We start from the raw sequence: 22726 nt of genomic DNA, 5'->3' as shown, positions 1-22726 counted from the left end.
ATGACGCTTCGTAGACTTCTTACCTCGGGCGACGTCGAGGTGGGGTCGAGGTAAGGATGGACATGCTGGGATCGACCGGTCTCGGAGCTGAGAACGAGGCCGCGTACCTGGATCTGATCCGGCGCGGTGCCGCGTCGCTGGCGGATCTGGCTGCGCGACTCGGCCGGCCGGTGGACGAGGTCCAGCGGGCGATCGACGTACTGCAGACCGAGGGGTTCGTGCACCGTACGCCGCCGCCGGGCGAGCTGATCGTCCCCGTGCCGCCGGAGCTTGCGGTGGAGCAGCTCGTCCAGCGGCAGGAGGACGAGTTCGAGCGGATCCGCAAAGCGGCGTACCGGCTGGCGGCCGAGGCGACCAGGCAGGGTGGGGCGCGGCGGACCGAGGAGCTCCTCGAGATCGTCACGGGGGAGACTGCGGTCGGCCTGGCGTTCGACCGGGTGCAGCGGACGGCCAAGACCGAGATGCGTGAGCTGGTTGCACCGCCGTACGTCGCGTCCGCCGAGGTGAACAGCACGCAGCTGGCCAGGCAAGGCGCCGGTGTGGCGTATCGAGTCGTCTACGACAGCTCAGCTCTCGCCGACCCGGTGCTGGCCGCCAGCGCTGTCAGTCACGTCCGGGCGGGGGAGCAGGCGCGCATCGCGGACGTCCTTCCGACCAAGCTGGCCGTCGCGGATCGGGAGCTGGCGTTGCTCCCGCTGGACTGGGCAACGCCGGCACAGGATGCGGCCCTGCTGGTCCATCCGTGCAGTCTGCTGGACGCCCTGGTCGCACTGTTCGAAACGGTGTGGAACAGGGCCAGCCCGCTCTCGGTGACCGAAGCGAACAGCCTGCAGGCAGAGGAAGCGATGTCGGCCGAGGACCGGCATCTGCTGTCACTACTGGTCGCCGGGCTGACCGACGATGCGGCCGGTGCGAGGCTCGGGATCAGCCGACGTACGGTGGCGCGCCGCGTGCAGCAGTTGATGGAGCAGACGCACTCCCGCTCGCGTCTGCAGCTCGGCTGGCACGCCCGCGACCGCGGCTGGCTGTAGCTAACTCAGCTTCGGACGGCGGCGTACTGGGCGGTGGAGGGTGATCGGCGCCTTGCCACGGGTGGTTGCGCTGGTCGGGACCGGCGCCTCGGCTCGTGGAGTGGCGTCGTAGCGTCCAGCCGCCTCGGTAATCTCGCCGGTGGGCTCCAGGACGAGGATGTCGGCTTCGCTCTGCCAGCGGTCGAGCTGCGTGTCCAGTCCAGCCGCGTTGAGGCGCTCTGTCCGCAGTACCTGGGCTGCTGCCGTCCACTCATCCGTCCCGGGCTCCAGCCGCCGTACCGTCGCAGTCCAGCTGGCCAGCCGGTTGGTCGCCGGTTTGGCCGGTACGACGACCTGTGCCGAGCCCGCAGCGGCCAGTCCGGGCAGCGGCTGCTCTGCACTCTCGGCGGCGTCCGCCAGTACGACGTACTGCCCTTCGACCGTCGCGAACCAGGCCGGGGCCGGCCGTCCGCCGTCCCACGACAGCCAGACGAGACCCGCCTTCTTCATGACGGCGGCGATCTCCGTCACAGCCTCCTCGGTGTCCACCGCCCAAGAGTGTCACAGTGAGCGATGTCACCGGGCCGGACGCGTGCGTTTCGCCGTACGCTGCCGGTGACCGGTGGGTAACCGAGTGGAGGTCCGATGTCGGAGCAGGTTCTACGCAGTCGGCGGTCTTGTCTGGCCACGCCCGGGTCCAACCCGCGCTTCCTGGCCAAGGCGAAGGGGCTGGACGCGGACCAGGTGTTCCTGGACCTCGAGGACTCGGTCGCGCCGATCGCGAAGCCGGACGCCCGGAAGAACATCGTCGCCGCGCTGAACGAGGGCGGCTGGGGCACCAAGCTCCGCGTCGTCCGGGTGAACGACTGGACCACCGAGTGGACCTACGCGGACGTGATCGAGGTCGTCTCCGGCGCGGGCGCGAACCTCGACTGCATCATGCTGCCGAAGGTGCAGACCGCGGAGCAGGTGGTCGCGCTCGACCTGCTGCTCACCCAGCTGGAGAAGGTGCACGGGTACGAGCCCGGCCGGATCGGGATCGAGGCGCAGATCGAGAACGCGCTCGGCCTGACCAACGTGAACGCGATCGCCACGGCGTCGCCGCGGGTGGAGACGATCATCTTCGGCCCGGCCGACTTCATGGCGTCGATCAACATGAAGTCGCTGGTCGTCGGCGAGCAGCCGCCCGGGTACGACGTCGGCGACGCGTACCACTACATCCTGATGCAGATCCTGATGGCCGCGCGGGCCCACGGGAAGCAGGCGATCGACGGCCCGTACCTGCAGATCAAGGACGTCGACGGCTTCCGCCGCGTCGCCGGCCGCTCGGCCGCACTCGGCTTCGACGGCAAGTGGGTCCTGCACCCCGACCAGATCGCCGCCGCCAACGAGGTCTACTCGCCACGCCAGGACGACTACGACCACGCCGAGAACATCCTCGACGCCTACCACCACTACACGTCGGAGGTCGGCGGCGGACGCGGCGCCGTCATGCTCGGCGACGAGATGATCGACGAAGCCTCCCGCAAGATGGCCCTGGTCATCTCCGCCAAGGGCCGCGCCGCCGGCCTGACCCGCACCGACATCTGGCACCCGCCGGCGGACTAGGCCCCGACCTGCGCCATGATCGCCAGCAGGTGGCCGTCCGGGTCGGGGAAGAACGCCATCCATTCTTCGACGCCGTTGTCGTGCTTGTGGATCAGATGCGGTGCGGCCTCGAACTGCACGCCGCGCCCGCGCAGTTCGTCGTACGCGACCTGGATGTCGTCGACGCGGAAGTAGAGCGTCGACGGCTCACCCATGTCCGCGGTGGTGCTGAGAAACAGGCGGGTGCCGCCGCAGTCGAAGAAGGCCAGGTCTCCGAACGTGTACAGGTGCGGCAGGCCGAGTACGTCGCCGTAGAACCCGACCGCCTTCTGGATGTCGCTGACCGGGCGAGCGATCTGCCCGATCGCACCTAACTGCAGCATGTCCGTGCCTCCCGATCGTCGTAGCGCACTGTCGGCGGGCACGCCGCGCCAGGTGCGAAGCTCGGCCCGTCGGTCCAGGCCGAGCTTCAGCAACGCGTTCGCGACGTGGAACTTGACCGCGTCGACGCTGACCCCGCGCCGCTGCGCGATCTCCCGGTTCGACAGGCCGTGCCGCACCAGGTGCACCACGCGCCACTCGGCGGGGGTCAGTACGTCGGGATGTCTCGGTCGTCCGCGCGTGCCCACGACGCCACGGTAAGGCCGGCAGGCGGGGAATTACCCTCCCCTCAGAAGCTCCAGACCTTGTAGATGCGGATCGGCCTGACCGGCGGACCGTCCTGGTCGGGGTCGGCGATGCCCGCGGCGACCATCCGGTCGAACGTGGACATGCCGGCGATCACATGGCCGAGGACGGTGTAGTTCGGCGGGATGTTCGCGAACGAGTGCACGACGAAGAACTCCGAGCCGTTCGTGCCCGGACCTTGGTTGCCGTAAGCAACGGTGCCGCGTGGGTAGGTCTCCTGGCCGGTCACCTCGTCGGGGAACTTGTACCCCGGTCCGCCCTCCTCCTGGCGGTAGATGTCGCCGCACTGCAGTACGCCGAGCCGCGCCGAGTTGGTCAGCCGGAAACACTGGGTGGAGTCGTAGAACCGGCTCTGCACCAGATGCACGAAGTTGTGCACCCCGCAGGGCGCGTTGGCCCGGTCCATCCGGACCACGAACGGCCCGTAATTGGTCAGGAAGAACACGTCGACCGTGCCCTTCGAACGTGCCGTCGCGGACGGGATCCGCACCGGTTTGGCGGCCGGGTTCTCCGGAGTCGGTGTGAACTCGCACTTGACCACCGGCTTCGGGTGGTGGGCCGGTGCGGCGGACGCGGTACTCGTCGTGGTCACAGTCAGTGTCGCGGCGACGAGGGCGGCCGCGACCAGGGCGGGAATCGATCGCTTCATGCGACACACGGTAGTACTCCGATCGCTGTCTGCAGAGGTTCCGGAAGGCTTTCTGAAGGTTTCGGCCGCGGACTCGATCCTCCGGCGCTTCCCGCCTAAGGTGTTGCGGTCCGCTGCGGAAGGTGTTGTGTGTGAACGGCGAGGTACTGGCAGGTCGGTACCGGTTGCTGACCCTGCTGGGCAGGGGCGGTGCAGGTGAGGTGTGGCAGGCCGAGGACACCGTTCTCGCCCGCCAGGTGGCAGTCAAACTGCTGAGGAGTCTCGACGGCGACCCGATGGACGCGGTCCAGCGGTTCCGGGCCGAGGCGCAGGCCGCGGCGCGGCTGACGCATCCGAACGTCGTCGCGACGTACGACGTCGGCTCAGCAGGCGACCACGTGTTCCTGGTGATGGAGCTGGTGCAGGGCCCCGATCTCGCGCAGCTGATGCGGACGGCGGGGCTCCCGACGGCTGACCTGGTCACGGACATCGCCACGCAGGGCGCACGCGCTCTGGACGCGGCCCACGAGGCAGGGATCGTCCATCGCGACGTGAAGCCCGGCAACCTGCTGCTGGCCCCGGACGGCACGCTCAAGATGACCGACTTCGGTATCGCCAAGCGCGCGGGCAACGAGACGACCGGACTGGGCGTTCTGCTCGGTACTGCGTCGTATGTGTCGCCGGAGCAGGTCCGCGGCGAGCCGGCCACCCCCGCCAGCGACTGGTACTCCTTCGGCTGTGTCCTGCACGAGCTCCTGGCCGGTACGCCGCCTTTCACCGGGCCGACCGTCGACGTGGTGATGCGGCAGCACCTCGACGTACCACCGCCCCCGATCGCCCGCACCGACGTACCGCAGGAGCTGTCGGACCTCGTCACGCACCTACTGGCGAAGAACCCGGCTGACCGTCCATCGTCGGCTGCGGACGTGGTCGCACTGCTCACACCGGCCAACCAGACCCAGGTGCTGGCCTTCACGTCACCCGCGGCCGAAGAGGTGCTCGGTGTCGGCAAGTGGGAGGACGGCGACGAACCGGAGGCCACCAGCGGGCACCGGGCGCCGCGGCGCAGTCTCCCATTCGCGAAGATCGGTATCGCGGCTGCTGTGGTGGTGGCAGGGGTAGTAGGCGCACTGCTGCTGCGGTCAGGGGTGGCAACCGATCCGCCGGCGCAGGCTGGTGGTACGCCGTCCGCTCCGGTGGTGAAGGCGACCAGCGCGCCCAAGACCACGCCGAAGCCGAAGCCGACGCCTTCGAAGACTCCGACGAAGAAGGCGACGCCCAAGCCGACTCCTAAGCAGACGCAGCAGAACCCACAGGCTGCTCTGGTGCAGAGACTGCGCACCTTGGCCGCACAGGTCCGTGCCACTCAGCAGGGCAGCCGCAGCAAGGCTCCACGCGACGCGGCGCAGCAGCTGGACCGGGCCGCCGAGGCGCTCGATCACGGCGACACCGACGCCGCCGCACGGAACTTCTACGAGGCCCGGCAGCGTCTGTTCGACGCACAGCAGCACCACCGCTGGCAGGCGACGCCGCAGATCGCCGCGCTGTTCCAGACGGTCGGCCAGGCCCTGCCACGCCCCGACCACGACAACAACGACAACGAGTGAGCCACGCGACCTCCATCAGGTGGTCGATGTCACAGCGGGTGTCACCCTCGTCCCGGGATGCTGAGAACCGCGATACTCGCGGGTAAGCCGGCCGAAGGAGACGCACGATGAGCAGGTTGCAGCAGACCGACGGGCTGACCGACATCCAGGAGGAGATCCTGAAGACGGTCCGGGCCTTCGTCGAGGCCGAGATCCTCCCGGTCGCCACCGAGCTCGAGCACCGCGACGAGTACCCGACCGAGATCGTCGAGGGGCTCAAGGAGCTCGGCCTGTTCGGGCTGATGATCCCCGAGGAGTACGGCGGCCTGGGCGAATCGCTGCTGACCTACGCCCTGTGCGTCGAGGAGATCGCCCGCGGCTGGATGAGCGTGTCCGGCATCATCAACACGCACTTCATCGTCGCGTACATGCTGCTCCAGCACGGCACCGACGAGCAGAAGCAGAAGTACCTGCCCCGGATGGCCACCGGTGAGGTGCGCGGCGCGTTCTCGATGTCCGAGCCGGGCTGCGGCTCGGACGTGGCGGCGATCAAGACCAAGGCCGCTCGCGAGGGCGACAGCTACCTGATCAACGGCCAGAAGATGTGGCTGACCAACGGCGGCTCGTCGAACCTGGTCGCCGTACTGGTGAAGACCGACGAGGGGCAGGACTCGGTCTACAAGAACATGACCACGTTCCTGGTCGAGAAGGAGCCCGGATTCGGCGAGGTCGACAAGGGCCTGACCGTGCCGGGCAAGATCGAGAAGATGGGCTACAAGGGCGTCGACACGACCGAGCTGGTCTTCGACGGCTACCGGATCGACGCCGGCCAGATCCTCGGCGGCGTACCGGGCAAGGGTTTCTACCAGATGATGGACGGCGTCGAGGTCGGCCGGGTGAACGTCGCCGCGCGCGGCTGCGGTGTCGCGCGGCGGGCGTTCGAGCTGGGTATCTCGTACGCGCAGCAGCGGGAGACGTTCGGCAAGAAGATCGCCGACCACCAGGCCGTGCTGTTCCGGCTGGCCGACATGGCGGTCAAGGTCGAGGCGGCGCACGAGCTGATGGTGAAGGCGGCCCGTAAGAAGGACAGCGGCTCCCGCAACGACTTCGAGGCCGGCGTGGCGAAGTACCTGGCCAGCGAGTACTGCGCCCAGGTGGTGGAGGACTCCTTCCGCATCCACGGCGGCTACGGCTTCTCCAAGGAGTACGAGATCGAACGCCTCTACCGCGAGGCCCCGATGCTCCTGATCGGAGAAGGCACGGCCGACATCCAACGCATGATCATCGGCCGCCGCCTCCTCGAGGACTACAAACTCTGATCAGATCTCCACCAGCACGAACCGCTGCGAATGCAGCCCGCGGCACTTCGATGCGTAGATGTTGCCCGAGCCGAACGTCAGGCAGCCGTTGGTCTTGATGTTCACCACATACGCCGATCCGTCGCTCTGGGACACCAGCTTGAACTGCTGGTAGGGGGTCCCGTTGCACGTGAGCGCCTGCAGGCCGTTGACGCTGTCGTCGATGCAGTCGTGGACCCAGCCGCGGTTCGAGAACACCCGGCTGTTCGGCGGCGCGTTGACGTCCCACTGCTGGCCGATCCGGTTCCGTGGATTGCACACCGGCATCCACAGGCCGTCGTCGGAGTCGGCGATGCAGTAGTTGTTGCCGAGTGTCTTGATGGCGTAGATGCCCAGGTAGACCGACCCCTGCGCCGACGGCGTCGTGGCCACCAGGGCCGCCGCTGCCATGGCCAAGGCCCCGAGCGCGCCGATGAGCTTTCGCATGCTTCTCCCCTCGTTCTCGCCGCCGTTCCGCGGCGGCGGGAACAGCATCTCGGGAGGCGCTTACCGGGCGCAGACAAAGTGCTGACAGGGGCGGCCGGGGCGCTGGGTCGACAGGCGGGGCGGTGCCGGTCGGCCCAGCGCTCGGCGGGGCAGGGGCTAGGGGGTGCGTGCGGGTGCCCGGGTGTGGCCGGAGCCGTAGCCGGACAGGAGCCAGATGCCCAGCTGGGTGATCTCGTGGCGCACCGACGCGCCGGCCCGGCGGGTGGTGATGAGGCCGGCCTCGCGCAGGACCGTCGCCTGGTGGCTGGCGGCGGCCGGCGAGATCTTGCAGCGTTGCGCCAGCTCGGTCGTCGTACAGCCGCTGACGGTCGCCTCCAGGGCGGCCGCCCGCGTCGACCCGAGCAGGGAGCCCAGCGGGTCGCTCGACGAGGCAGGCTCCGTCGACGCCTGCCGCAGGATCCCCGGCGCATGCTGGATCGGGTAGACCAGGATCGGTTTCAGATCCGGGTCCCGCAGCTTGGTCGGGACCTGCCAGCAGAACGCCGACGGCTGCAACTCGATTCCCCTGCCATCGAGATACAGATCGCGGTCATTCATGTCCAGCACCTGCAGGACCGGTGCCACCCACCGGACCCGCGGATGCAGCGACGACAGCAGCCGGTCCACCCCGTGACGGGCCAGCGCTTCCCCACGATGGGCGTGGTCCGCGGACACATGCGTGCCGATCGACTTCCAGTACGGCGCGATGGCCGCGTCGTGGTACGACCGGATCGCCCGGCCGAGCTTGTGCATCGACAGCCGGCCGCCCTGCGCCAGCTCCCGGGTCCACGGCGATGCCGGCCGATACGTCCCGAGCAGGTCGAGCTGGCTGCGGATCTGCTGCCGCGGTGTCGCCAGCGCCTGCTGCAGCGCGGAGTCGAAGTCCGGCGCGGCCTCGGCCGGGGTCAGGAAGTCGGGGGAGTAGCCCTTCGGTGGGGTCAGTTCGAGCAGCAGCCGCATCTGGTCCGGCGCGACCCGCGTGCGCACGTGGCGGCGCCAGTCCTCGAAGATCAGCCGGCCGTCCGAGTGCTGCAGCATATGGAGGCTGAGCAGCACCTCCCACAGCGGCGCCGGTTTCGTGGCGACGGTGACGCGGGCCAGATCCCGTGGCGTGAAGTGGATTCGAAGCACCGCGGTCCCTCCCGTTCGTCGCAGAACGTGCTCGATTCCTGACCGAACGCGATGCCAGAATTCAATCAAGGCACCGGATTGCTCCACAACTGTTTGAACATTCCAATCCGCGAGGACTCCCGGCCATGGCAAAAGGTTGCCAAGTCGCATTTCAGACAGGAGAGAACAGCCGGCTCAGAGCCAGTGGTTCCGCTTGAACAACCGGTGAAGGACGAAGCACGCCGTCACCATCACGCCGAGTACGACGAAGTACGCGTACTTGAGCCGCAGCTCGGGCATGTAGTCGAAGTTCATGCCGTAGATGCCCGCGATCATCGTCGGCACCGCGAGGATCGCGACCCAGGCGGAGATGCGGCGCATGTCCTCGTTCTCGGCCACCTGGACCTGGGCCAGCCCGGCCTGCAGGATCGAGCTGAGCAGCTCGTCGAACGAGATCACCTGCTCCTTCACGCGCTGCAGGTGGTCGTCGACGTCGCGGAAGTAGTTCCTGGTCTCCTCGGCGATCAGTGCGTGCCGCAAGGTCGACAACGAACGCATCGGTCCGGTCAGCGGTGCTACAGCCCGCTTGAGCTCCAGTACCTCACGCTTCAGTTGGTAGACCTTGTCGATGTTGCGCCAGCCACGAGGCGTGAACATGCCGGTCTCGATCTCGTCGATGTCGGCCTGTACGGCGTCTGCGACCTCGAGGTACCGGTCGACGACATGGTCGGCGATGGCATGCAGTACGGCGCCTGGACCGGTCGCCAGCCTTTTCGGCTCCTTCTCCAGGTCCTGGCGCAGTCCGGTCAGTTCACTGTGCTCTCCGTGCCGGACCGTGACCACGAATCCCGGACCGCAGAACACCATCACCTCACCGGTCGCCACGACCTCACTGGTCGCGGTCAGATCCCGGTGCGGGACGTACGTGACCGTTTTGAAGACGGCGAACAACGTGTCGCCGTACCGCTCGAGCTTGGGGCGCTGGTGCGCTTCTAAAGCATCCTCCAGCGCCAGAGGGTGCAGACCGAACTCCTGGCCGACGATCGCGAGCTGGTGATCGGTCGGCTGGAACAGACCGATCCAGACGAACCCCTGACCGCGCCGTGCTCTCGCCAGTGCGTCGGTGTACGAATTGACGCGGTGGTCGCGGATGCCGTCGCGGTAGAGGCCCCAGTCGATCAGAGCGCCCTCCAGCTTGCCGGTGACCACGTCGTCCGGCGGGCGGCCGTCAGCGCCGCCGCGGCGGGCGAAGGCCCGTCCTACTCGGCGTGTCGCGCCCAGGTCCCACCGTCGGCCGCCCATCACCGGCGAGGCTATCAAGACGCGGTAACCAGCCGTCGGCAATGATGGGGGTGGACGCACGTGGAGAGGAACGACGATGACCACGCAGGGCATGCCCTCGATGGACCCCAGGCCGACCGGCCTGACGATCGGGACGTACGACACCTACCGGGAGGCGCAGCGAGCTGTCGACTATCTCTCGGACGAGAAGTTCCCGGTCGAGCACACGACCATCGTCGGCAACAACCTCCGTCAGGTCGAGAAGATCACCGGCCGGCTGACCTGGGGCCGTGCGCTGACCGCGGGTCTGGCCAGCGGCGCGTGGTTCGGTCTGTTCGTCGGTCTGCTGCTGGGGCTGTTCACTACCGGCAACTGGCTCGCGGCGTTGCTCACGGGCGTTGTGCTGGGGGCGTTCTTCGGTCTGGTGTTCGGTGGGTTGAGCTACGCGCAGTCCGCCGGACGGCGTGACTTCACGTCGCGCACCGCGGTGGTGGCGACGACGTACGACGTGCTGTGCGACTTCAAGTTCGCTGAAGAGGCACGGAACCACCTGGCCAAGCTGGCGCTGAAGGGCGAGGTGCACCCGCGGATGCCGGACCACCCGGTGCAGCAGCCGACGCAGGACTGAAGCAGGTGATGTATCTCTCGCGGCGGTGAGAGCCAGGCCACGGTCCGGAGGCGCCTGGACCCGGCAGCATGGGGAAATCCAGGATCTAGGAGGACCGCGATGCAGTTCGGGCGCAGCTACGAGGAGTTCGAGGTCGGTGCCGTCTACAAGCACTGGCCCGGCAAGACGGTGACGGAGTACGACGACCACCTGTTCTGCCTGCTCACGATGAACCACCATCCGCTGCACCTGGACTCGCACTACGCGGAGGAGACCACGCAGTTCGGCAAGAACGTTGTGGTCGGCAACTACATCTACTCGATCCTGCTGGGCATGTCGGTGCCGGACGTGAGCGGCAAGGCGATCGCGAACCTGGAGATCGAGTCACTGCGCCACGTCGCGCCGACGTTCCACGGCGACACCATCTACGGCGAGACCGTAGTACTGGACAAATGGGAGTCCACGTCCAAGGACGACCGAGGCATAGTCCACGTAGAAACCAAGGGCTACAAACAGGACGGCACAGTCGTCTGCCTCTTCCGCCGCAAGGTAATGGTCCCCAAGAACAACTACCTGGAAGCCAGAGGCGGCGAACAACCGGGTCGTCCGACCCCCACCTCTTAACACCTGGCCCCGGCCCGCCGGGGTTAGCCGGCGGGCGGGTTGTTTGTCAGTTGAGGAAGAGCTCGATCACTGGGACTTCGACGGTCGGGCGTTGGATGGGGAGTTTCAGGGTGAGGGTGTCGGGGGAGACGCCGCCCATGCGGGTGTTCTGGGCGGTTTGTTTCGGGTCGTTGGTGATGCGCTTGATCTCCGAGGCGTCGTTCAGGAGTTGGGCGTACTTGACCTTCCCGCCGAGGCCGGACAGGTGCACGTGGCCCATCGGCCAGGAGAACAGGTGCAGGTAGAGGCGGTTGCCCTTCTGCGTGTAGCGGGCGTCGGTCGGCGGCGTGAACTCCGACGGCCGCGCACCGCGGATCGAGCGCTCGTGCAACCGCATCCACTCGCCGATTGACGCCAGTGTCGCCAGCGCCCGCGGGTCGAACTCGCCCCGGCCGGTCGGACCGACGTTGAGCAGCAGGTTGCCGTCCTTGGAGACCGAGTCGACCAGCATCTTCACCAGCGTCTCCGGTGACTTCCAGTCCAGGTTGTCCCGGTCGTAACCCCAGCTGCCGTTCAGCGTCTGGCACGCCTCCCACAGCACCGGTACGCCGTCGCGCTCCATCGGACCGTCCGGCTGGTACTGCTCCGGTGTCACGAAGTCCCCGGGGATGTCCAGCCGGTCGTTGATCAGGATGTCCGGCTGCAACTCCCGGACCATCGCCATCAGTTCCTCGGACCGCCACTCGTCCTTACCCTTGCCGTTGCCCGGTCCGGGCAGGCCGTCCTCACGGTTGCGGTTCGGGTACGAGAAGTCGAACCACATGATGTCGATCGGCCCGTAGTTCGTCAGCAGCTCGCGGGTCTGCGCGTGCAGGTAGTCGGCGTACACCTGCACGTCGCGGCCCGCGGCCTTCGCCTGGGCCTCCTCGTCGTACCGCTGCGGGTGGACGACGTCGATCGGGAACTCCGGGTGGTGCCAGTCGATCAGCGAGTGGTAGAACCCGACCCCGAGCCCCTCGGCCCGGCAGGCCTCGACGAACTGCTTCACGAGATCCTTGCCCGCACCCCAGGCGGTGTGCGCGACCGTGTAGTCGGACACCTCGGAGTCCCACAGGCAGAAGCCCTCGTGGTGCTTGGTCGTGAGTACGGCGTACTTCATGCCGGCGCCACGTGCGGCCGCGGCCCACTTGCGCGGGTCGTAGAGGTCCGGCTCGAAGTGGTCGAAGTACGGCTGGTAGTCCTCGTCGGTCAGCCGTTCACGGTTCTTCACCCACTCGTGCCGGGCCGGGAGCGAGTACAGGCCCCAGTGGACGAACAGGCCGAACCGCCAGTCGCGGAACCGCTCGACAGAAGCCGCGGGAGGCGTATCAGTCATCAAAACTCCTTGGAAGGGAAGGAAGGGACGGTCGGGGCGAGCTGGTTAACGGCCGCCGAGTCCGGTGACGAGCAGGCCGCGGACAAGGTGTTTCTGCAGGAGGACGACAAGCAGCACGGTCGGGATCATCGCCATCACCGACGCCGCCATCATCAGGTTCCACTGGGTGCCCTGCTGGCCGACGAACTGCGCCAGACCCAACGGCACCGTGCCCTTGTCCTCGACGCTGTTGATGATGATCAGCGGCCACAGGAAGCTGCCCCAGAAGCTGATGAAGGTGAAGACGGTCAGTACGGCGATGGCCGGCCGCGCGAGCGGGAGCATGATCCGGAAGAACGAGCCGAACGGGCCGCACCCGTCCACCCGGGCCGCCTCCTCGAGCTCGGCCGGTACGGTGAGGAAGAACTGCCGCAGCAGGAACGTGCCGAACGCGGTGAACGCCCAGGGCAGGATCAGCGCCCAGTAGCTGTCCACCCAGCCGAGCGACTGCATCAGCCAGTACATCGGCACGATCAGCACTTCCTGCGGCACCATCAGCGTGCCGAGGAACAGCACGAACAGTTGCTCACGGCCCCTGAATTTCAGCCGCGCGAAGGCGTACGCCGACATGCTCGAGGCAGCCACCACCACCAGCGTGCCGGCCACCGCCACCAGCAGGCTGTTCAGGAAATAGCGGTCGAACGGCGCGAACGTGAACGCGTCCGCATAGTTCTTCCACCGGATCTCGGAGCCGAACAGATGCGGTGTCGGCGTGAACACCTCGTCGGCGGGCTTCAGCGACGTCGACACGGCGTACACCAAGGGGCCGAGGAAGGCGATCGCGACGATGATCAGCAGGATGTGCGAGACGCCGCTGCGGACCTTGCGCACGGCGCTGTTGGTCTCAGACGTCATAGTTCACCCACCGCTTCTGGCCGAAGAACTGGATCGCGGTGATGCCCATGATGATCACGAACAGCACCCAGCCGGCCGCCGACGCCAGCCCCATCGTGAGGAACTGCCAGCCCTGGTTGTAGACGTACATGACGATGGTCTGGGTGGCCACGCCCGGACCGCCCTGGGTCAGGATGAACGGCTGCGCGAACACCTGGAACGAGGTGATCAGCGTCATCGTGGTGGCGAAGAACATCGACGGGGTGATCATCGGCCAGGTGATGTAGCGGAACCGCTGCAGCGGTCCGGCGCCGTCGATCTGCGCGGACTCCAGCTGGGACTGCGGCACCTGGTCGAGCGCGGCCGAGAAGACCAGGAAGTTGTACCCGAAGCCCTGCCAGATCGACATCGCGACGATGGCCGGCATGGCCCAGTTCGACGAGCCGAGGAAGTTCGGCGCGTCGATGCCGAACCAGCTCTGCAGGCCGCCGTCGATCAGCCCACCCGGCTGGAACAGCAGCCGCCAGACCATCACGTTCGCGACCATCGGCGTCATCACCGGGATGAAGAACAGCACCCGGAAGATCTGCCGGCCCTTGATCTGCGGGCCGAGCCAGACCGCGAGCCCGAGCGAGACGACCACGTTCAGCGGGACATACAGCACCACGAACAGCACGGTGTTGAGCACCACCCGGCGGAACACCGGGTCGTGCAGCAGATGCGTGTAGTTGTCGATGCCGAGGAACGAGCGGGTGCCGAACACCGGCCAGTCGAACAGGCTGATGCCGAGCGCCATCGCGGTCGGGAACAACGTGAACAGTGCCAGCCCGACGAGGCTCGGCGCCAGGAAGACCGACGCGTACCGACCGTCCCGGCGCAACGCGGGCCGGCGCCCCGCCCGGGCGGCACCAGGAGGTGCGGCCGGGGGAGCGACGGTGGTGTCGGTTGCCATCAGGAACCAGCGCCTGCCTGGTCCTGGATGGTCTTCAGCGCCTGGTCGGGCGGGATCTCACCGTTCAGCGCCTGCGTTCCGAACCGGTTGAGCAGGTCGGCGACCTGGACCCAGTTCTTCGAGGTGACCAGCGGCACCGAGTTCTCGGAGGCGTAGTCGATGGTCTCCTTCGCGCCGGCGATCCCCGCGGCGGTGAACCAGGCCGGGTGCGCCACGGTGCGGGACGGGTACGCGCGACCGGCCTGGGCCAGCGTGGTCAGCGGCTTGACGCTCGTCATCGACATGATCGCCTGGAAGGCCGCGTCCGGGGTCTTGCAGGACCGGGAGATGCCGAAGCCGGAGCCGGCGGTGTAGGTCTTGGAGCCGTCCGGACCGGCCGGGATCGGTGCGATGCCGAGGTTGAACTTGACCTTGCCCTTGGTGTCGATCAGCGACCACGGCCCGTTCAGCTGCATCGCGGCCTTGCCGCCGGTGAACTGCTGGGTCTCGAAGTCAGGGTTGCCGCCCGGTACCTGCGGGGCGATCTTGTCGGTCTTGACGAAGTCGGCGTACTGCGAGAAGCCCTGCTCGAACTTCGGGTCGGTGAAGTTGAGCTTGCCGTCGGCGAGCGGCTCGGCGCCGGTCATCGTCCGCACCCAGGACATGGTGCCCAGGTCGCCGGGGGTCGTGACCAGGCCGGTCTTGCCGGCGGCTGTCAGCTTCTTCGCGGCTGTCTTGAACTCGTCCATCGTCCAGCCCGGCTTGGGGTCGGGGACGCCGGCGGCCTTGAACATGTCCTTGTTGTAGAAGATCACCATCGGGCCGGAGTCGTACGGGATCGCGATCTGCTTCCCGTCCGCCTTCAGGCCGTCCATGATCGGCTTGTCGAAGTCCTCGGCCTTCATGCCGTACTTCTTCATCAGGTCGTCCAGCGGCAACATCGCGCCGGCATACGACGCCATCCGCAGACTCTGCATGCCGATGATGCAGGGTGCCTTGCCGCCGGCCAGCGTGGTTCCGATCTTCGACCAGTAGCTGTCCCAGGGGGCGCCCTGGAGTTTGACGGTGATCCCGGTGTGATCGGTGTGGGCCTGGTCGGCGACCTTCTGCCAGGCGGCCTGGTCCTCGGTGCCGGCGACCCAGAACGACCAGGTCAGATCGGCCTTGTCCGTCGAGCCGGAGCTACCGCTACTGCCACTGTTGCCGCCGCCACAGGCCGCGACGGCGGTCAGGGCAAGAACCGAGAGCGCGGCCATGCCGGTTTTCAGGGCCCAGCGGTGCGCCCGCACTGGTGTTGCTTTCATCGCTGACCTCCAGGGGATGTACTGATTCATCCGATCTATAGTCGGTGGTCTTCGCGACAGTCAACACCTCATGGCCACAATTCACGACCTAAACCGGCAATTCAGCCCTAGACATCCGATGTATCGTGCTGGAACATCGGATGTCTCAGCAATATTCTGGAGGCGGGGCGATGCGCGTCACCGACGAAGCGATCGACCGGATCAAGCAGATGATCGTGGCCGGGGAGTTGCGGCCCGGCGATCGCTTGCCGCGGGAGGCCGACCTGGCCGCCCGCCTCGGCCTGTCCCGGAACTCATTGCGCGAGGCGGTGAAGGCGCTGGCGCTGATCCGGGTGCTGGAGGTCCGGCAGGGCGACGGCACGTTCGTGACCAGTCTCGACCCGTCGCTGCTGATGGAGACGATGGGTTTCGTCCTCGATCTGCACCAGGACGCGTCGGTGCTGGAGTTCTTCGAGGTACGGCGGATCCTCGAGCCGGCCGCGGCCGCGCGGGCGGCGCTCCGGATGGCCGACGACGACATCGCCGCGTTGCGCAAACTGCTCGACGATCTCGGCCCGGAACCGTCGGTCGAGGATCTGCTGGCCAGCGACGTGGAGTTCCACAAGGTGGTGGCGCTGGGCAGCGGCAATCGGGCGCTGGCGTCGATCATCGACAGTCTGCGGCAACCGACGTACCGGGCCCGGATCTGGCGGGGGCTGACGCAGAGCGATGCCGTCACCCGGACACTGGCCGAGCATCGCGCCATCCTCGACGCGATCGAGGGGCGCGAGCCGGAAGTGGCCAGGTCCTGGGCGACGGTGCACATCGCGGGGGTGGAGCGATGGATCCAGGAGGCCGTCAACCTCGACGAGGACGAAGCTCCACGAGAACTGCGCTCGGCATCGGGAGGGACAGTTCGACCACTCCGTCGAGCAACTCCAGTGGAGTACTGACCATCCGGCTGCGCTCGGCCAACTCGACAAGCTCAGCGTCAGTCGGCCAATCGCCCAGGTCTGCGGCCGCTGCGGCGATGTCGCCGGCACCGATCGCCAGGGTGGTTGCGGTGGCCTGCCACGACGGGTCCACGCCGGGGAGTTGGAGGCGAACGTTCCTGGTCAGCTCCGATGCGCCGTCCGCCTTCGTCTGATCAAGCGTGAGGTTCCACAGCAGTACGGCGATCCGGTCGCGGTCGCGGGACGCCCAGGCTTCGATGAGGCTGTCGGCACCGTCGCCGGTGAGGGTGACGGGGAGCTCTACCGGGCCTAGCCGGCTCAGCAGCGTCATTGCGTGGTACCGCGGTTTCGCCAGCCCAGCAACGGTTTGCAGGCCGAATCCGCCGTGGAGCAACCGCGCTGGACGGCCCAGCTCCTCGAAGTGGTCCGAGGCGACCCAGTACGAGAGCGCGTCGATCCGGCCGGCCGCGGACTTCATGCCGCGGAGCAGGAACACGCCTGAGAACACCGAGTCGTTGATCGGGTTGAAGTGCGTCGGCGTCACGCCCCACTCGGTCCACAGCACCCGCGCGTCGCCGAACCCGTGCCGCTCCAGCGACGCGCGTACGTCGAGCGGCGGTGAGCCGTACGTGTGCGTCGACACGAAATCGACCGGCATACCATACCGTTTGGCATGGTCGAGGAGGTCGTCCACCCAACCGGCCGCCGCGGACGACGGGCCGCCGACGGCGAGCCGTGGATCCACGGACTTCACCGCGGCCGCGGACACGTCGTACAGCTGCATCCACTCGGCCTTGGTCCCGGACCAGAAGACCTCGAGGTTGGCTTCGTTCCAGACCTCGAAGTCCCAGGTCAGCACCTCGTCGAGGCCGTACCGGTCGACCAGGTGCAGCACCAGTGCGCGGACCAGGTCGTGCCAGCGCTGGTACGACGCCGGCGGCGAGATGATCGCGCCGTACTCGAAGACCGTCTTCGACGGATCGCCGGCGAGCTCGCGAGGCATGAAACCGAGCTCGACCACCGGCCGCAGCCCGATCGACAGCAGCTTGTCGTAGATCGCGTCCACGACGGAGAAGTCGTACCCGGACTCGGTGATCACGTGCGTGTCGTCGTGGAAGATCGCGTGCGCGCGGACCGTGCGTACCCCGATCTCGTCGTGCATCCGGCGCAGCGCGTCCTCGAGCTCGACCCCGATCTCGTGCCCACCGGTCTGGTCCGTGCAAAGCAGCTGGCTCAACCGCTCGCTGCCGATCATCGGCGCCCACGGCTTCGCCAGCTCGGTGCCCTCGGCAACCACATCCACCGTCACCTCGACAGCCGGAACGGCGCCGTCGGCGACCAGCGGGACGGCGCCGACGATCTGGCTCGGACGCCCGTCCTGCACGGTCACCTCGGGAACGCTCGCCACCGCGTAGCGGTACGCCGTCCCCGGGGTGAGCGTCGTGTCGACGTACGGCGGCGACGGCACCGACAGGATGTCGCCGCTGTGATGATCGACCGGTTGGAGCTCGCCGTGCGCGCCCGTCCCGCGGAGGACCAGGTATCCGGCGGCGCCGTCGACCGGTGACCAGTCGATCGTCACCTGACCGACACCACCGACCGCGCTGACCTCCTTGGGCGGATCGAGGTCCGGGAAGGCGAACTCGCGCTCCTCGTCGCTGCGGAGCGCGATCCGCTCGTCCCAGTCGGTCCGTGCCGATCTCTGGGCGTCGTTCTGCATAAAGAGGGTCTCCTATTCGAGGCCGGATTCGAACTGCTCCATCGCGATCAGCGGCCGGATCCGGCTCTCCACCGTCCGGCTGCCGAAGCTCCGCCGGATCAGGTCGTTGCCGAACACGTTGCCGATGGCACCCATCACCATGGCCTGGTCGAGGGACAGGTACCGCTTCGCGATCAGCCCGGACTTCACCGCGACCGAGTCGTAGAAGCCGCCGCCGCCGTAGGCGTGCAGGTCCGACTCGATCTTGTGCAGGTTGTCGATCGCCTGCCGCGGTGCGTACGACATCGCGAGGAAGGCCGCGTGCGGGGTGACGACGCCGTCGCCGTACGCCGGGTTCGGGTTGGTGCCCTCGCGGCAGCCCTCGAATCCACCGTCGTAGTTGGTGCCCTCGAGGTCGGACGGGTAGCCGGTCGGGTCCATGCCGAGCGGCTCGACGCCGTAGACGGAGTACCCGCCCTTGGGGTTCGACGCCGGCGAGAAGCCCCAGTAGCCGTAGCGAGCGTCGTCGAGACCGTGCTCGATCTGCGCGCGGACCGTGAGCGGGTGGTTGATGCCCCAGCTGCGCGGCGCCCAGGTCGCCTCCGGGACGAAGAGGTCCGGCATCAGCGACTCGAACATGTCGCCGCCCCAGGACGGGACGATCCGCATCCCGCGGTACGAGTAGGTGCCTTCGAAGACGTCGAGCCCGAGGTACGTCCGGTGCACGCCCTTCGGCTTCTGCTCCACCCAGGACCAGTCGCACGTGTCCGGGAAGGTGCGGTACGTCGCGAAGTACTGCGTGTGCGGGACCTGACCGAGCGCGAAGCCCATATAGCCGGCGATCCGCGCCTCGGTGTTGCAGGTGTCGTAGTGGAACTTGCGGTAGTACACGTCCGGGCCGACGCCGGCGTGGTTGCCCTTGTCGGTCTCCTCGTCCGGCGGCGGGGTCTCGAAGAAGCCACCGCGCATCAGGCCGCCGGGACGGGCATCGGGGTTGTAGTAGAACTTGAAGTTCATCCGCCCGAGCACGGAGTCGGCCAGGGCGCGAGCACGCGGCTCGGCGTTCCGGACGACCATCAGCGCGCAGGCGAACCAGGCGTTGTCGACGCTCGACACGAACGGAGTGATCGGCTTGGTGCCGTCCGGGTCGACCGTGCGCACTTCACCGGTCGCCTCGTCGTACCAGTTGAAGTACATGCCGCTCGGCTCGTGATGTACGGCGTTCTTCATCGTGGTCAGCGTCTGCGTGAGCCGGCGCAGCGACTCCTGCGGCGAGATGATGCCGAGGTGCTTCGCGACAACCGTGCTCCACAGGTAGCCGCCGATGTTGGTGGGGGAGGTGTAGTTGCTCCGCACGGGGCTGGTCACGGACTCCCCGATGTTGTCGGCCGGCAGCCCGGTGTGCTCGTCCGTCATCGCGACGAGGCTGCGCCAGGTGTCACGGGCCCATCGCCCGACCAGAGCTTTGTCGTCGCGGCTCGGCTTCCATCCGCCTTTGAGCAGTACGGCGGGATCGGGCGTTCCTCCGAAGGCGGGTGATTCGACCCCGGCGAGCGCGAGCGCTCCGGTCGAGGCGAGCAGGGTACGGCGACTGATGATGGCGGTCATCGAACGTCTCCTATTTGAGTCCGGTAATGGCTATGCCCTTGGTGACGTGCCGCTGGAAGGCCAGGAACATCACCAGCACCGGAAGGACGACCACGACCGCGCCGGCCATCAGCAGGCCGTAGTTCTGCGCGTTCTGTCCGGTCGAGTACAGCGCCAGGGCGACGGGAAGGGTGTACTTGTCCTCGGTCTGGGCGATCACCAGCGGCCAGAGGAAGTTGTTCCAGGAGCCGAGGAAGGTGAGGATGCCGAGCGTGGCCAGCGCGGGCCTGGTCAGCGGCAGCATGATCCGGGCGAAGATCCCCAGTTCGCCGCTGCCGTCCACCCGGCCGGCGTCCATCAGGTCGTCCGGCAGCCCGAGGAAGAACTGCCGCATCAGGAACACGCCGAACGGCGAGACCAGGAACGGCAGGATCAGGCCGGGGTAGGTGTTGGCCAGGCCGGCGTTGGTGACCAGGATGAACAGCGGTACGAACGTGACCATGCCGGGGATCATCAGCGTGGCCATCACCACGACGAACAAGGCGTTGCGGCCCTTGAACCGCAGCTTGGCCAGCGCGTAGCCGATCATCGAGCAGAAGATCAGGTTGCCCGCGGTGACGACCAGTGCGACCAGTGTCGAGTTGACGAAGTACCGCGGGAAGTTCGCCTTGCCGAACAGGTCGTCGTAGTTCTGGCTGGTGGCGTCCTGCGGCCACCAGGTCGGTGGGACGCGGAGCAGTTCGCCCTGCGTCTTGAAGCTGCCGAGCACCATCCAGCCGAACGGCGCGGCCACGGCGACCAGGCCGAGCGCTCCGATCAGGTAGATCCACCAGGTACGGCGCATCACTTCTCCCTCAGCAACCGGAACTGGATGAACGTGATCACCGCGATGACGACGAACAGGATGTACGCCATCGACGTGGCCAGTCCGTAGTTGCCGAAGCCGAACTGGTTGTAGGTGTACATCGAGACCGAGATCGTGCTGTTCAGCGGGCCGCCCTGGGTCATCACGAACGGCTCCTCGAAGAACTGCAGGTAGCCGATGCCCGTGGTCACGCTGGTGAACAGGATCGTTGGCCTGAGCAACGGCATGATCAGGTGCCGAAATCGTTGCCAGGGGCCCGCACCGTCGATCTGGCCGGCCTCCTCGACCGACTGCGGGATGCCCTGCAGGCCGGCCAGGAAGATGATCATCGCGGAGCCGAAGTTCCGCCAGACCGCCATCGCGATCAGCGACGGCATCGCCCAGGTCTTCGACGCCAGCCAGTTGGGTCCGTCGATCCCGACCCAGCCGAGCACGGTGTTGAGCAGACCCGAGTCGGGCGCCAGCACGAACCGCCAGATCACCGCGATCGCGACGATCGACGTCACCACCGGCAGGTAGTACCCGACCTTGAACAGCGCCTGGAACCGCTTGACCCCGCGATCCAGCAGTACGGCGGCCGCGAGCGCCACCACCAGCGTGAGCGGTACGCCGAGCACCACGAAGTACGCCGTGTTGAACGCGGCCTTGCGGAACGTCTCGTCCTGGAACGCCTTGACGTAGTTCCCGAACCCGACCCCGTCCACTGCGAACGGCGTCCGCAGATCCCGCTGCTTGATATCGGTGAAGCTCATCCCCAACGACCCGAGCACCGGCCCCGCCGTGAACGCCAGGAAGAGCAGAACGAACGGCAGTACGAGGATCCAGGCCGCGGCGGTCTCCCGGGTGATTCTGCGTCGCGGACCCCCGGGCGGCGACGTACGCCGGACCGCCTGGGGCTCCGTCTGCGTGACGACACTCATCGGATCAGCTACCGCCGGCGCCGATCTGGGTGGCTTTGGTTTGGATGGCTTTGGCGGTGTCGGCCGGGGACTGGCCGGCCTTGGCCATCTTCTCGACCTCGGCGTCGAACTGGGCGGCGATCTGCTCCCAGTTCACGATCGCCGGCGGGGCCTTGGCATCGTCGAGCTGCTTGCCGAAGACCGGCAGCAGCGGGTCGGAAGCGATGCTCGGGTCCTGCCACGCGCTCTTCACGGCCGGCAGGTCCGACGACATCTTGAACCACGACGCCTGCGTCTTCGCGTCCGACAGCCACTTGACCAGCTTCCAGGCGCTGTCCTTGTTCTTCGACGCCTTGAACACCACGAAGTCCGACCCGCCGACGAACGACGTCGCGGACTTGTTCTTCGGCAACTGGAACACGCCGATGTTCGGCTTGATCGCGTCGCCGCCCGCCTTCGCCACCGAGCCGGCCATCCACGGGCCGGAGATGAACATCGGCACCTGCCCGCTCACGAACTGCGCCTCGGTCTGGTTCGGCGGCAGGTCCGTCCCGGCCAGCTTCTCGGTGAAGAAGCTCTGGTAGTACTTGAGCCCCTCCTGCATCTCCGGCGTGTCGAACGTGAACGACTTCTGGTCGTCGCTGGTGATGTTCGCACCGGCCGACCACGCGAACGGCATCACCGTCTGCCAGGACCCGGTGCCACCCGGCTGCAGGTTGATCCCGTACTTCGCGCCGGCCTTGTCCTTCATCGCCTTCGCCATCGCCTTCAGCCCGTCCCAGTCGGTCGGGGGAGTGCTGACGCCGGCCTTCGCGGCGAGATCCTTGCGGTAGAACACGAGCCGCGTCTCGACGTACCACGGAACGCCGTACTGCGTGTCGCCGACCTTCGTCGTGTCCAGTGCGCCCGGGTAGAAGCCCGAGTTGTCGAACCCCTGCGGCGTCGGGTCGAGTGCGCCGAGGTCGGCGAACTCACCCATCCACGTGGTGCCGACCATCGCGGCGTCGGGCAGCGTGTTCGCGGTGATCGCGGTGGTGAACTTGTTGTGCGCCGCGTCCCACGGGATCGGCGTGACGGTCACGTTGACGCCCGGGTTGGCCTGTTTGAACTGCTCCATCAGCTTGGGCAGGTTCTCGCCCTCGGTGCCCATCGCCCAGACGGTCAGGTTCCCGGTCGCGGGGCCTTGGCTGACGGTCGTCGTGGCCTGGGAACCCGCGTCGGGGGAGTCGCTCGACCGGCCGCAGCCGGCAAGCGCCAGTGCGGTGGCAGTGAGCGCAGCGCTGCCGATCACCAGCCGGCGGCGGATGCTGTGGGTGAACATCTGTTGTCTCCTCACTCG

General features: G+C 67.4%; 22 protein-coding genes. 7 read left to right on the top strand and 15 right to left on the bottom strand.

The window, feature by feature from the left end; all coding sequences use genetic code 11:
* The first annotated feature begins 62 nt into the window (after positions 1–62).
* The gene (locus ACIA58_RS35400; RefSeq protein ID WP_396408206.1) at positions 63–1031 is read left to right on the top strand and encodes a helix-turn-helix domain-containing protein; all 969 of its coding nucleotides are present in this window, start codon (positions 63–65) and stop codon (positions 1029–1031) included.
* On the opposite strand, the gene ACIA58_RS35395 is transcribed toward ACIA58_RS35400, so the two are convergent.
* Complete coding sequence (locus tag ACIA58_RS35395) at positions 1032–1559, bottom strand: hypothetical protein (RefSeq protein WP_396408205.1); 528 nt, start codon at positions 1557–1559, stop codon at positions 1032–1034.
* A gap of 96 nt (positions 1560–1655) precedes the next feature.
* Here ACIA58_RS35395 and ACIA58_RS35390 point away from each other — a divergent pair, with 96 nt between their 5' ends.
* On the top strand, positions 1656–2618 hold the full coding sequence (locus ACIA58_RS35390) for an HpcH/HpaI aldolase/citrate lyase family protein (protein ID WP_396408204.1): 963 nt from the start codon (positions 1656–1658) through the stop codon (positions 2616–2618).
* Here ACIA58_RS35390 and ACIA58_RS35385 read toward each other — a convergent pair.
* Both ACIA58_RS35385 and ACIA58_RS35380 read right to left on the bottom strand, forming a co-directional pair.
* The gene (locus tag ACIA58_RS35385; RefSeq protein WP_396408203.1) at positions 2615–3226 is read right to left on the bottom strand and encodes a VOC family protein; all 612 of its coding nucleotides are present in this window, start codon (positions 3224–3226) and stop codon (positions 2615–2617) included. The genes ACIA58_RS35390 and ACIA58_RS35385 overlap by 4 nt on opposite strands.
* 41 nt (positions 3227–3267) lie before the next feature.
* Entirely contained in the window at positions 3268–3933 is a 666-nt protein-coding gene (locus tag ACIA58_RS35380; RefSeq protein WP_396408202.1) for a peptidylprolyl isomerase, read from the bottom strand.
* A gap of 131 nt (positions 3934–4064) precedes the next feature.
* Between ACIA58_RS35380 and ACIA58_RS35375 the strand changes: the two genes are divergently transcribed.
* Both ACIA58_RS35375 and ACIA58_RS35370 read left to right on the top strand, forming a co-directional pair.
* Positions 4065–5519 carry a serine/threonine-protein kinase gene (locus tag ACIA58_RS35375; protein WP_396408201.1) on the top strand — a complete coding sequence of 485 codons (1455 nt, stop codon included), beginning with the start codon at positions 4065–4067 and terminating at the stop codon, positions 5517–5519.
* A 107-nt stretch (positions 5520–5626) separates the two neighbouring features.
* Positions 5627–6817, top strand: a complete 1191-nt coding sequence (locus tag ACIA58_RS35370; RefSeq protein ID WP_396408200.1) for an acyl-CoA dehydrogenase family protein — start codon at positions 5627–5629, stop codon at positions 6815–6817.
* On the opposite strand, the gene ACIA58_RS35365 is transcribed toward ACIA58_RS35370, so the two are convergent.
* From ACIA58_RS35365 to ACIA58_RS35355, 3 genes are all read right to left on the bottom strand, one after another.
* Positions 6818–7282 (bottom strand): hypothetical protein, encoded by a 465-nt coding sequence (locus ACIA58_RS35365; protein ID WP_396408199.1) that lies wholly within the window; start codon positions 7280–7282, stop codon positions 6818–6820.
* Positions 7283–7438: 156 nt separating this feature from the next.
* A complete protein-coding gene (locus tag ACIA58_RS35360; protein WP_396408198.1) occupies positions 7439–8452 on the bottom strand; it encodes an ArsR/SmtB family transcription factor in 1014 nt (337 codons plus the stop codon).
* A 174-nt stretch (positions 8453–8626) separates the two neighbouring features.
* Positions 8627–9733 (bottom strand): magnesium and cobalt transport protein CorA, encoded by a 1107-nt coding sequence (locus ACIA58_RS35355; protein ID WP_396408197.1) that lies wholly within the window; start codon positions 9731–9733, stop codon positions 8627–8629.
* Between the two features lie 76 nt (positions 9734–9809).
* On the opposite strand from ACIA58_RS35355, the gene ACIA58_RS35350 reads away from it, so the two are divergent.
* A complete protein-coding gene (locus tag ACIA58_RS35350; RefSeq protein ID WP_396408196.1) occupies positions 9810–10340 on the top strand; it encodes a general stress protein in 531 nt (176 codons plus the stop codon).
* Positions 10341–10352: 12 nt separating this feature from the next.
* Positions 10353–10943 carry a MaoC family dehydratase gene (locus ACIA58_RS35345; RefSeq protein ID WP_396408714.1) on the top strand — a complete coding sequence of 197 codons (591 nt, stop codon included), beginning with the start codon at positions 10353–10355 and terminating at the stop codon, positions 10941–10943.
* Between the two features lie 46 nt (positions 10944–10989).
* On the opposite strand, the gene ACIA58_RS35340 is transcribed toward ACIA58_RS35345, so the two are convergent.
* Genes ACIA58_RS35340 through ACIA58_RS35325 form a run of 4 tightly spaced genes read right to left on the bottom strand, consistent with a single transcriptional unit; the run spans position 10990 to position 15405 of the window.
* Positions 10990–12297 (bottom strand): alpha-L-fucosidase, encoded by a 1308-nt coding sequence (locus tag ACIA58_RS35340; RefSeq protein WP_396408195.1) that lies wholly within the window; start codon positions 12295–12297, stop codon positions 10990–10992.
* Between the two features lie 45 nt (positions 12298–12342).
* A complete protein-coding gene (locus ACIA58_RS35335) occupies positions 12343–13191 on the bottom strand; it encodes a carbohydrate ABC transporter permease (protein WP_396408194.1) in 849 nt (282 codons plus the stop codon).
* On the bottom strand, positions 13181–14122 hold the full coding sequence (locus tag ACIA58_RS35330) for a carbohydrate ABC transporter permease (RefSeq protein WP_396408193.1): 942 nt from the start codon (positions 14120–14122) through the stop codon (positions 13181–13183). Before ACIA58_RS35330 ends, ACIA58_RS35335 begins: the two co-directional genes overlap by 11 nt.
* Positions 14122–15405, bottom strand: a complete 1284-nt coding sequence (locus ACIA58_RS35325; RefSeq protein ID WP_396408192.1) for an ABC transporter substrate-binding protein — start codon at positions 15403–15405, stop codon at positions 14122–14124. The genes ACIA58_RS35330 and ACIA58_RS35325 overlap by 1 nt, the downstream gene beginning before the upstream one ends.
* 170 nt (positions 15406–15575) lie before the next feature.
* Here ACIA58_RS35325 and ACIA58_RS35320 point away from each other — a divergent pair, with 170 nt between their 5' ends.
* Positions 15576–16337 (top strand): FadR/GntR family transcriptional regulator, encoded by a 762-nt coding sequence (locus tag ACIA58_RS35320; protein WP_396408191.1) that lies wholly within the window; start codon positions 15576–15578, stop codon positions 16335–16337.
* Here the strand turns inward: ACIA58_RS35320 and ACIA58_RS35315 are convergent.
* From ACIA58_RS35315 to ACIA58_RS35295, 5 genes are read right to left on the bottom strand one after another with little or no spacing between them, the layout of a single operon-like run.
* On the bottom strand, positions 16243–18057 hold the full coding sequence (locus tag ACIA58_RS35315; protein ID WP_396408190.1) for a xylan 1,4-beta-xylosidase: 1815 nt from the start codon (positions 18055–18057) through the stop codon (positions 16243–16245). The two genes, ACIA58_RS35320 and ACIA58_RS35315, sit on opposite strands and share 95 nt — an antisense overlap.
* Positions 18058–18069: 12 nt before the next feature.
* Entirely contained in the window at positions 18070–19644 is a 1575-nt protein-coding gene (locus tag ACIA58_RS35310) for a glucoamylase family protein (RefSeq protein ID WP_396408189.1), read from the bottom strand.
* A 10-nt stretch (positions 19645–19654) separates the two neighbouring features.
* Positions 19655–20467: a carbohydrate ABC transporter permease gene (locus ACIA58_RS35305; protein ID WP_396408188.1), complete on the bottom strand. Its 813-nt coding sequence runs from the start codon at positions 20465–20467 to the stop codon at positions 19655–19657.
* Positions 20467–21408 carry a carbohydrate ABC transporter permease gene (locus ACIA58_RS35300; RefSeq protein WP_396408187.1) on the bottom strand — a complete coding sequence of 314 codons (942 nt, stop codon included), beginning with the start codon at positions 21406–21408 and terminating at the stop codon, positions 20467–20469. The genes ACIA58_RS35305 and ACIA58_RS35300 overlap by 1 nt, the downstream gene beginning before the upstream one ends.
* A 4-nt stretch (positions 21409–21412) precedes the next feature.
* Positions 21413–22708 carry a sugar ABC transporter substrate-binding protein gene (locus ACIA58_RS35295; protein WP_396408186.1) on the bottom strand — a complete coding sequence of 432 codons (1296 nt, stop codon included), beginning with the start codon at positions 22706–22708 and terminating at the stop codon, positions 21413–21415.
* Between the last annotated feature and the right edge of the window lie 18 nt (positions 22709–22726).

The sequence above is a fragment of the Kribbella sp. NPDC051586 genome (assembly GCF_044453965.1).
In the GTDB taxonomy this organism is placed as follows: Bacteria; Actinomycetota; Actinomycetes; order Propionibacteriales; family Kribbellaceae; genus Kribbella.
This window is presented reverse-complemented; position numbering and strand designations above follow the sequence as displayed.

Bases quoted from the DNA above. Each gene is read 5' to 3' on its own strand.
- ACIA58_RS35400 (WP_396408206.1), top strand. From the start codon at position 63: ATGCTGGGATCGACCGGTCTCGGAGCTGAGAACGAGGCCGCGTACCTG.
- ACIA58_RS35390 (WP_396408204.1), top strand. From the start codon at position 1,656: ATGTCGGAGCAGGTTCTACGCAGTCGGCGGTCTTGTCTGGCCACGCCC.
- ACIA58_RS35380 (WP_396408202.1), bottom strand. From the start codon at position 3,933: ATGAAGCGATCGATTCCCGCCCTGGTCGCGGCCGCCCTCGTCGCCGCG.
- ACIA58_RS35370 (WP_396408200.1), top strand. From the start codon at position 5,627: ATGAGCAGGTTGCAGCAGACCGACGGGCTGACCGACATCCAGGAGGAG.
- ACIA58_RS35365 (WP_396408199.1), bottom strand. From the start codon at position 7,282: ATGCGAAAGCTCATCGGCGCGCTCGGGGCCTTGGCCATGGCAGCGGCG.
- ACIA58_RS35355 (WP_396408197.1), bottom strand. From the start codon at position 9,733: ATGGGCGGCCGACGGTGGGACCTGGGCGCGACACGCCGAGTAGGACGG.
- ACIA58_RS35350 (WP_396408196.1), top strand. From the start codon at position 9,810: ATGACCACGCAGGGCATGCCCTCGATGGACCCCAGGCCGACCGGCCTG.
- ACIA58_RS35340 (WP_396408195.1), bottom strand. From the start codon at position 12,297: ATGACTGATACGCCTCCCGCGGCTTCTGTCGAGCGGTTCCGCGACTGG.
- ACIA58_RS35335 (WP_396408194.1), bottom strand. From the start codon at position 13,191: ATGACGTCTGAGACCAACAGCGCCGTGCGCAAGGTCCGCAGCGGCGTC.
- ACIA58_RS35330 (WP_396408193.1), bottom strand. From the start codon at position 14,122: ATGGCAACCGACACCACCGTCGCTCCCCCGGCCGCACCTCCTGGTGCC.
- ACIA58_RS35325 (WP_396408192.1), bottom strand. From the start codon at position 15,405: ATGAAAGCAACACCAGTGCGGGCGCACCGCTGGGCCCTGAAAACCGGC.
- ACIA58_RS35320 (WP_396408191.1), top strand. From the start codon at position 15,576: ATGCGCGTCACCGACGAAGCGATCGACCGGATCAAGCAGATGATCGTG.
- ACIA58_RS35315 (WP_396408190.1), bottom strand. From the start codon at position 18,057: ATGCAGAACGACGCCCAGAGATCGGCACGGACCGACTGGGACGAGCGG.
- ACIA58_RS35310 (WP_396408189.1), bottom strand. From the start codon at position 19,644: ATGACCGCCATCATCAGTCGCCGTACCCTGCTCGCCTCGACCGGAGCG.
- ACIA58_RS35305 (WP_396408188.1), bottom strand. From the start codon at position 20,467: ATGCGCCGTACCTGGTGGATCTACCTGATCGGAGCGCTCGGCCTGGTC.
- ACIA58_RS35300 (WP_396408187.1), bottom strand. From the start codon at position 21,408: ATGAGTGTCGTCACGCAGACGGAGCCCCAGGCGGTCCGGCGTACGTCG.
- ACIA58_RS35295 (WP_396408186.1), bottom strand. From the start codon at position 22,708: ATGTTCACCCACAGCATCCGCCGCCGGCTGGTGATCGGCAGCGCTGCG.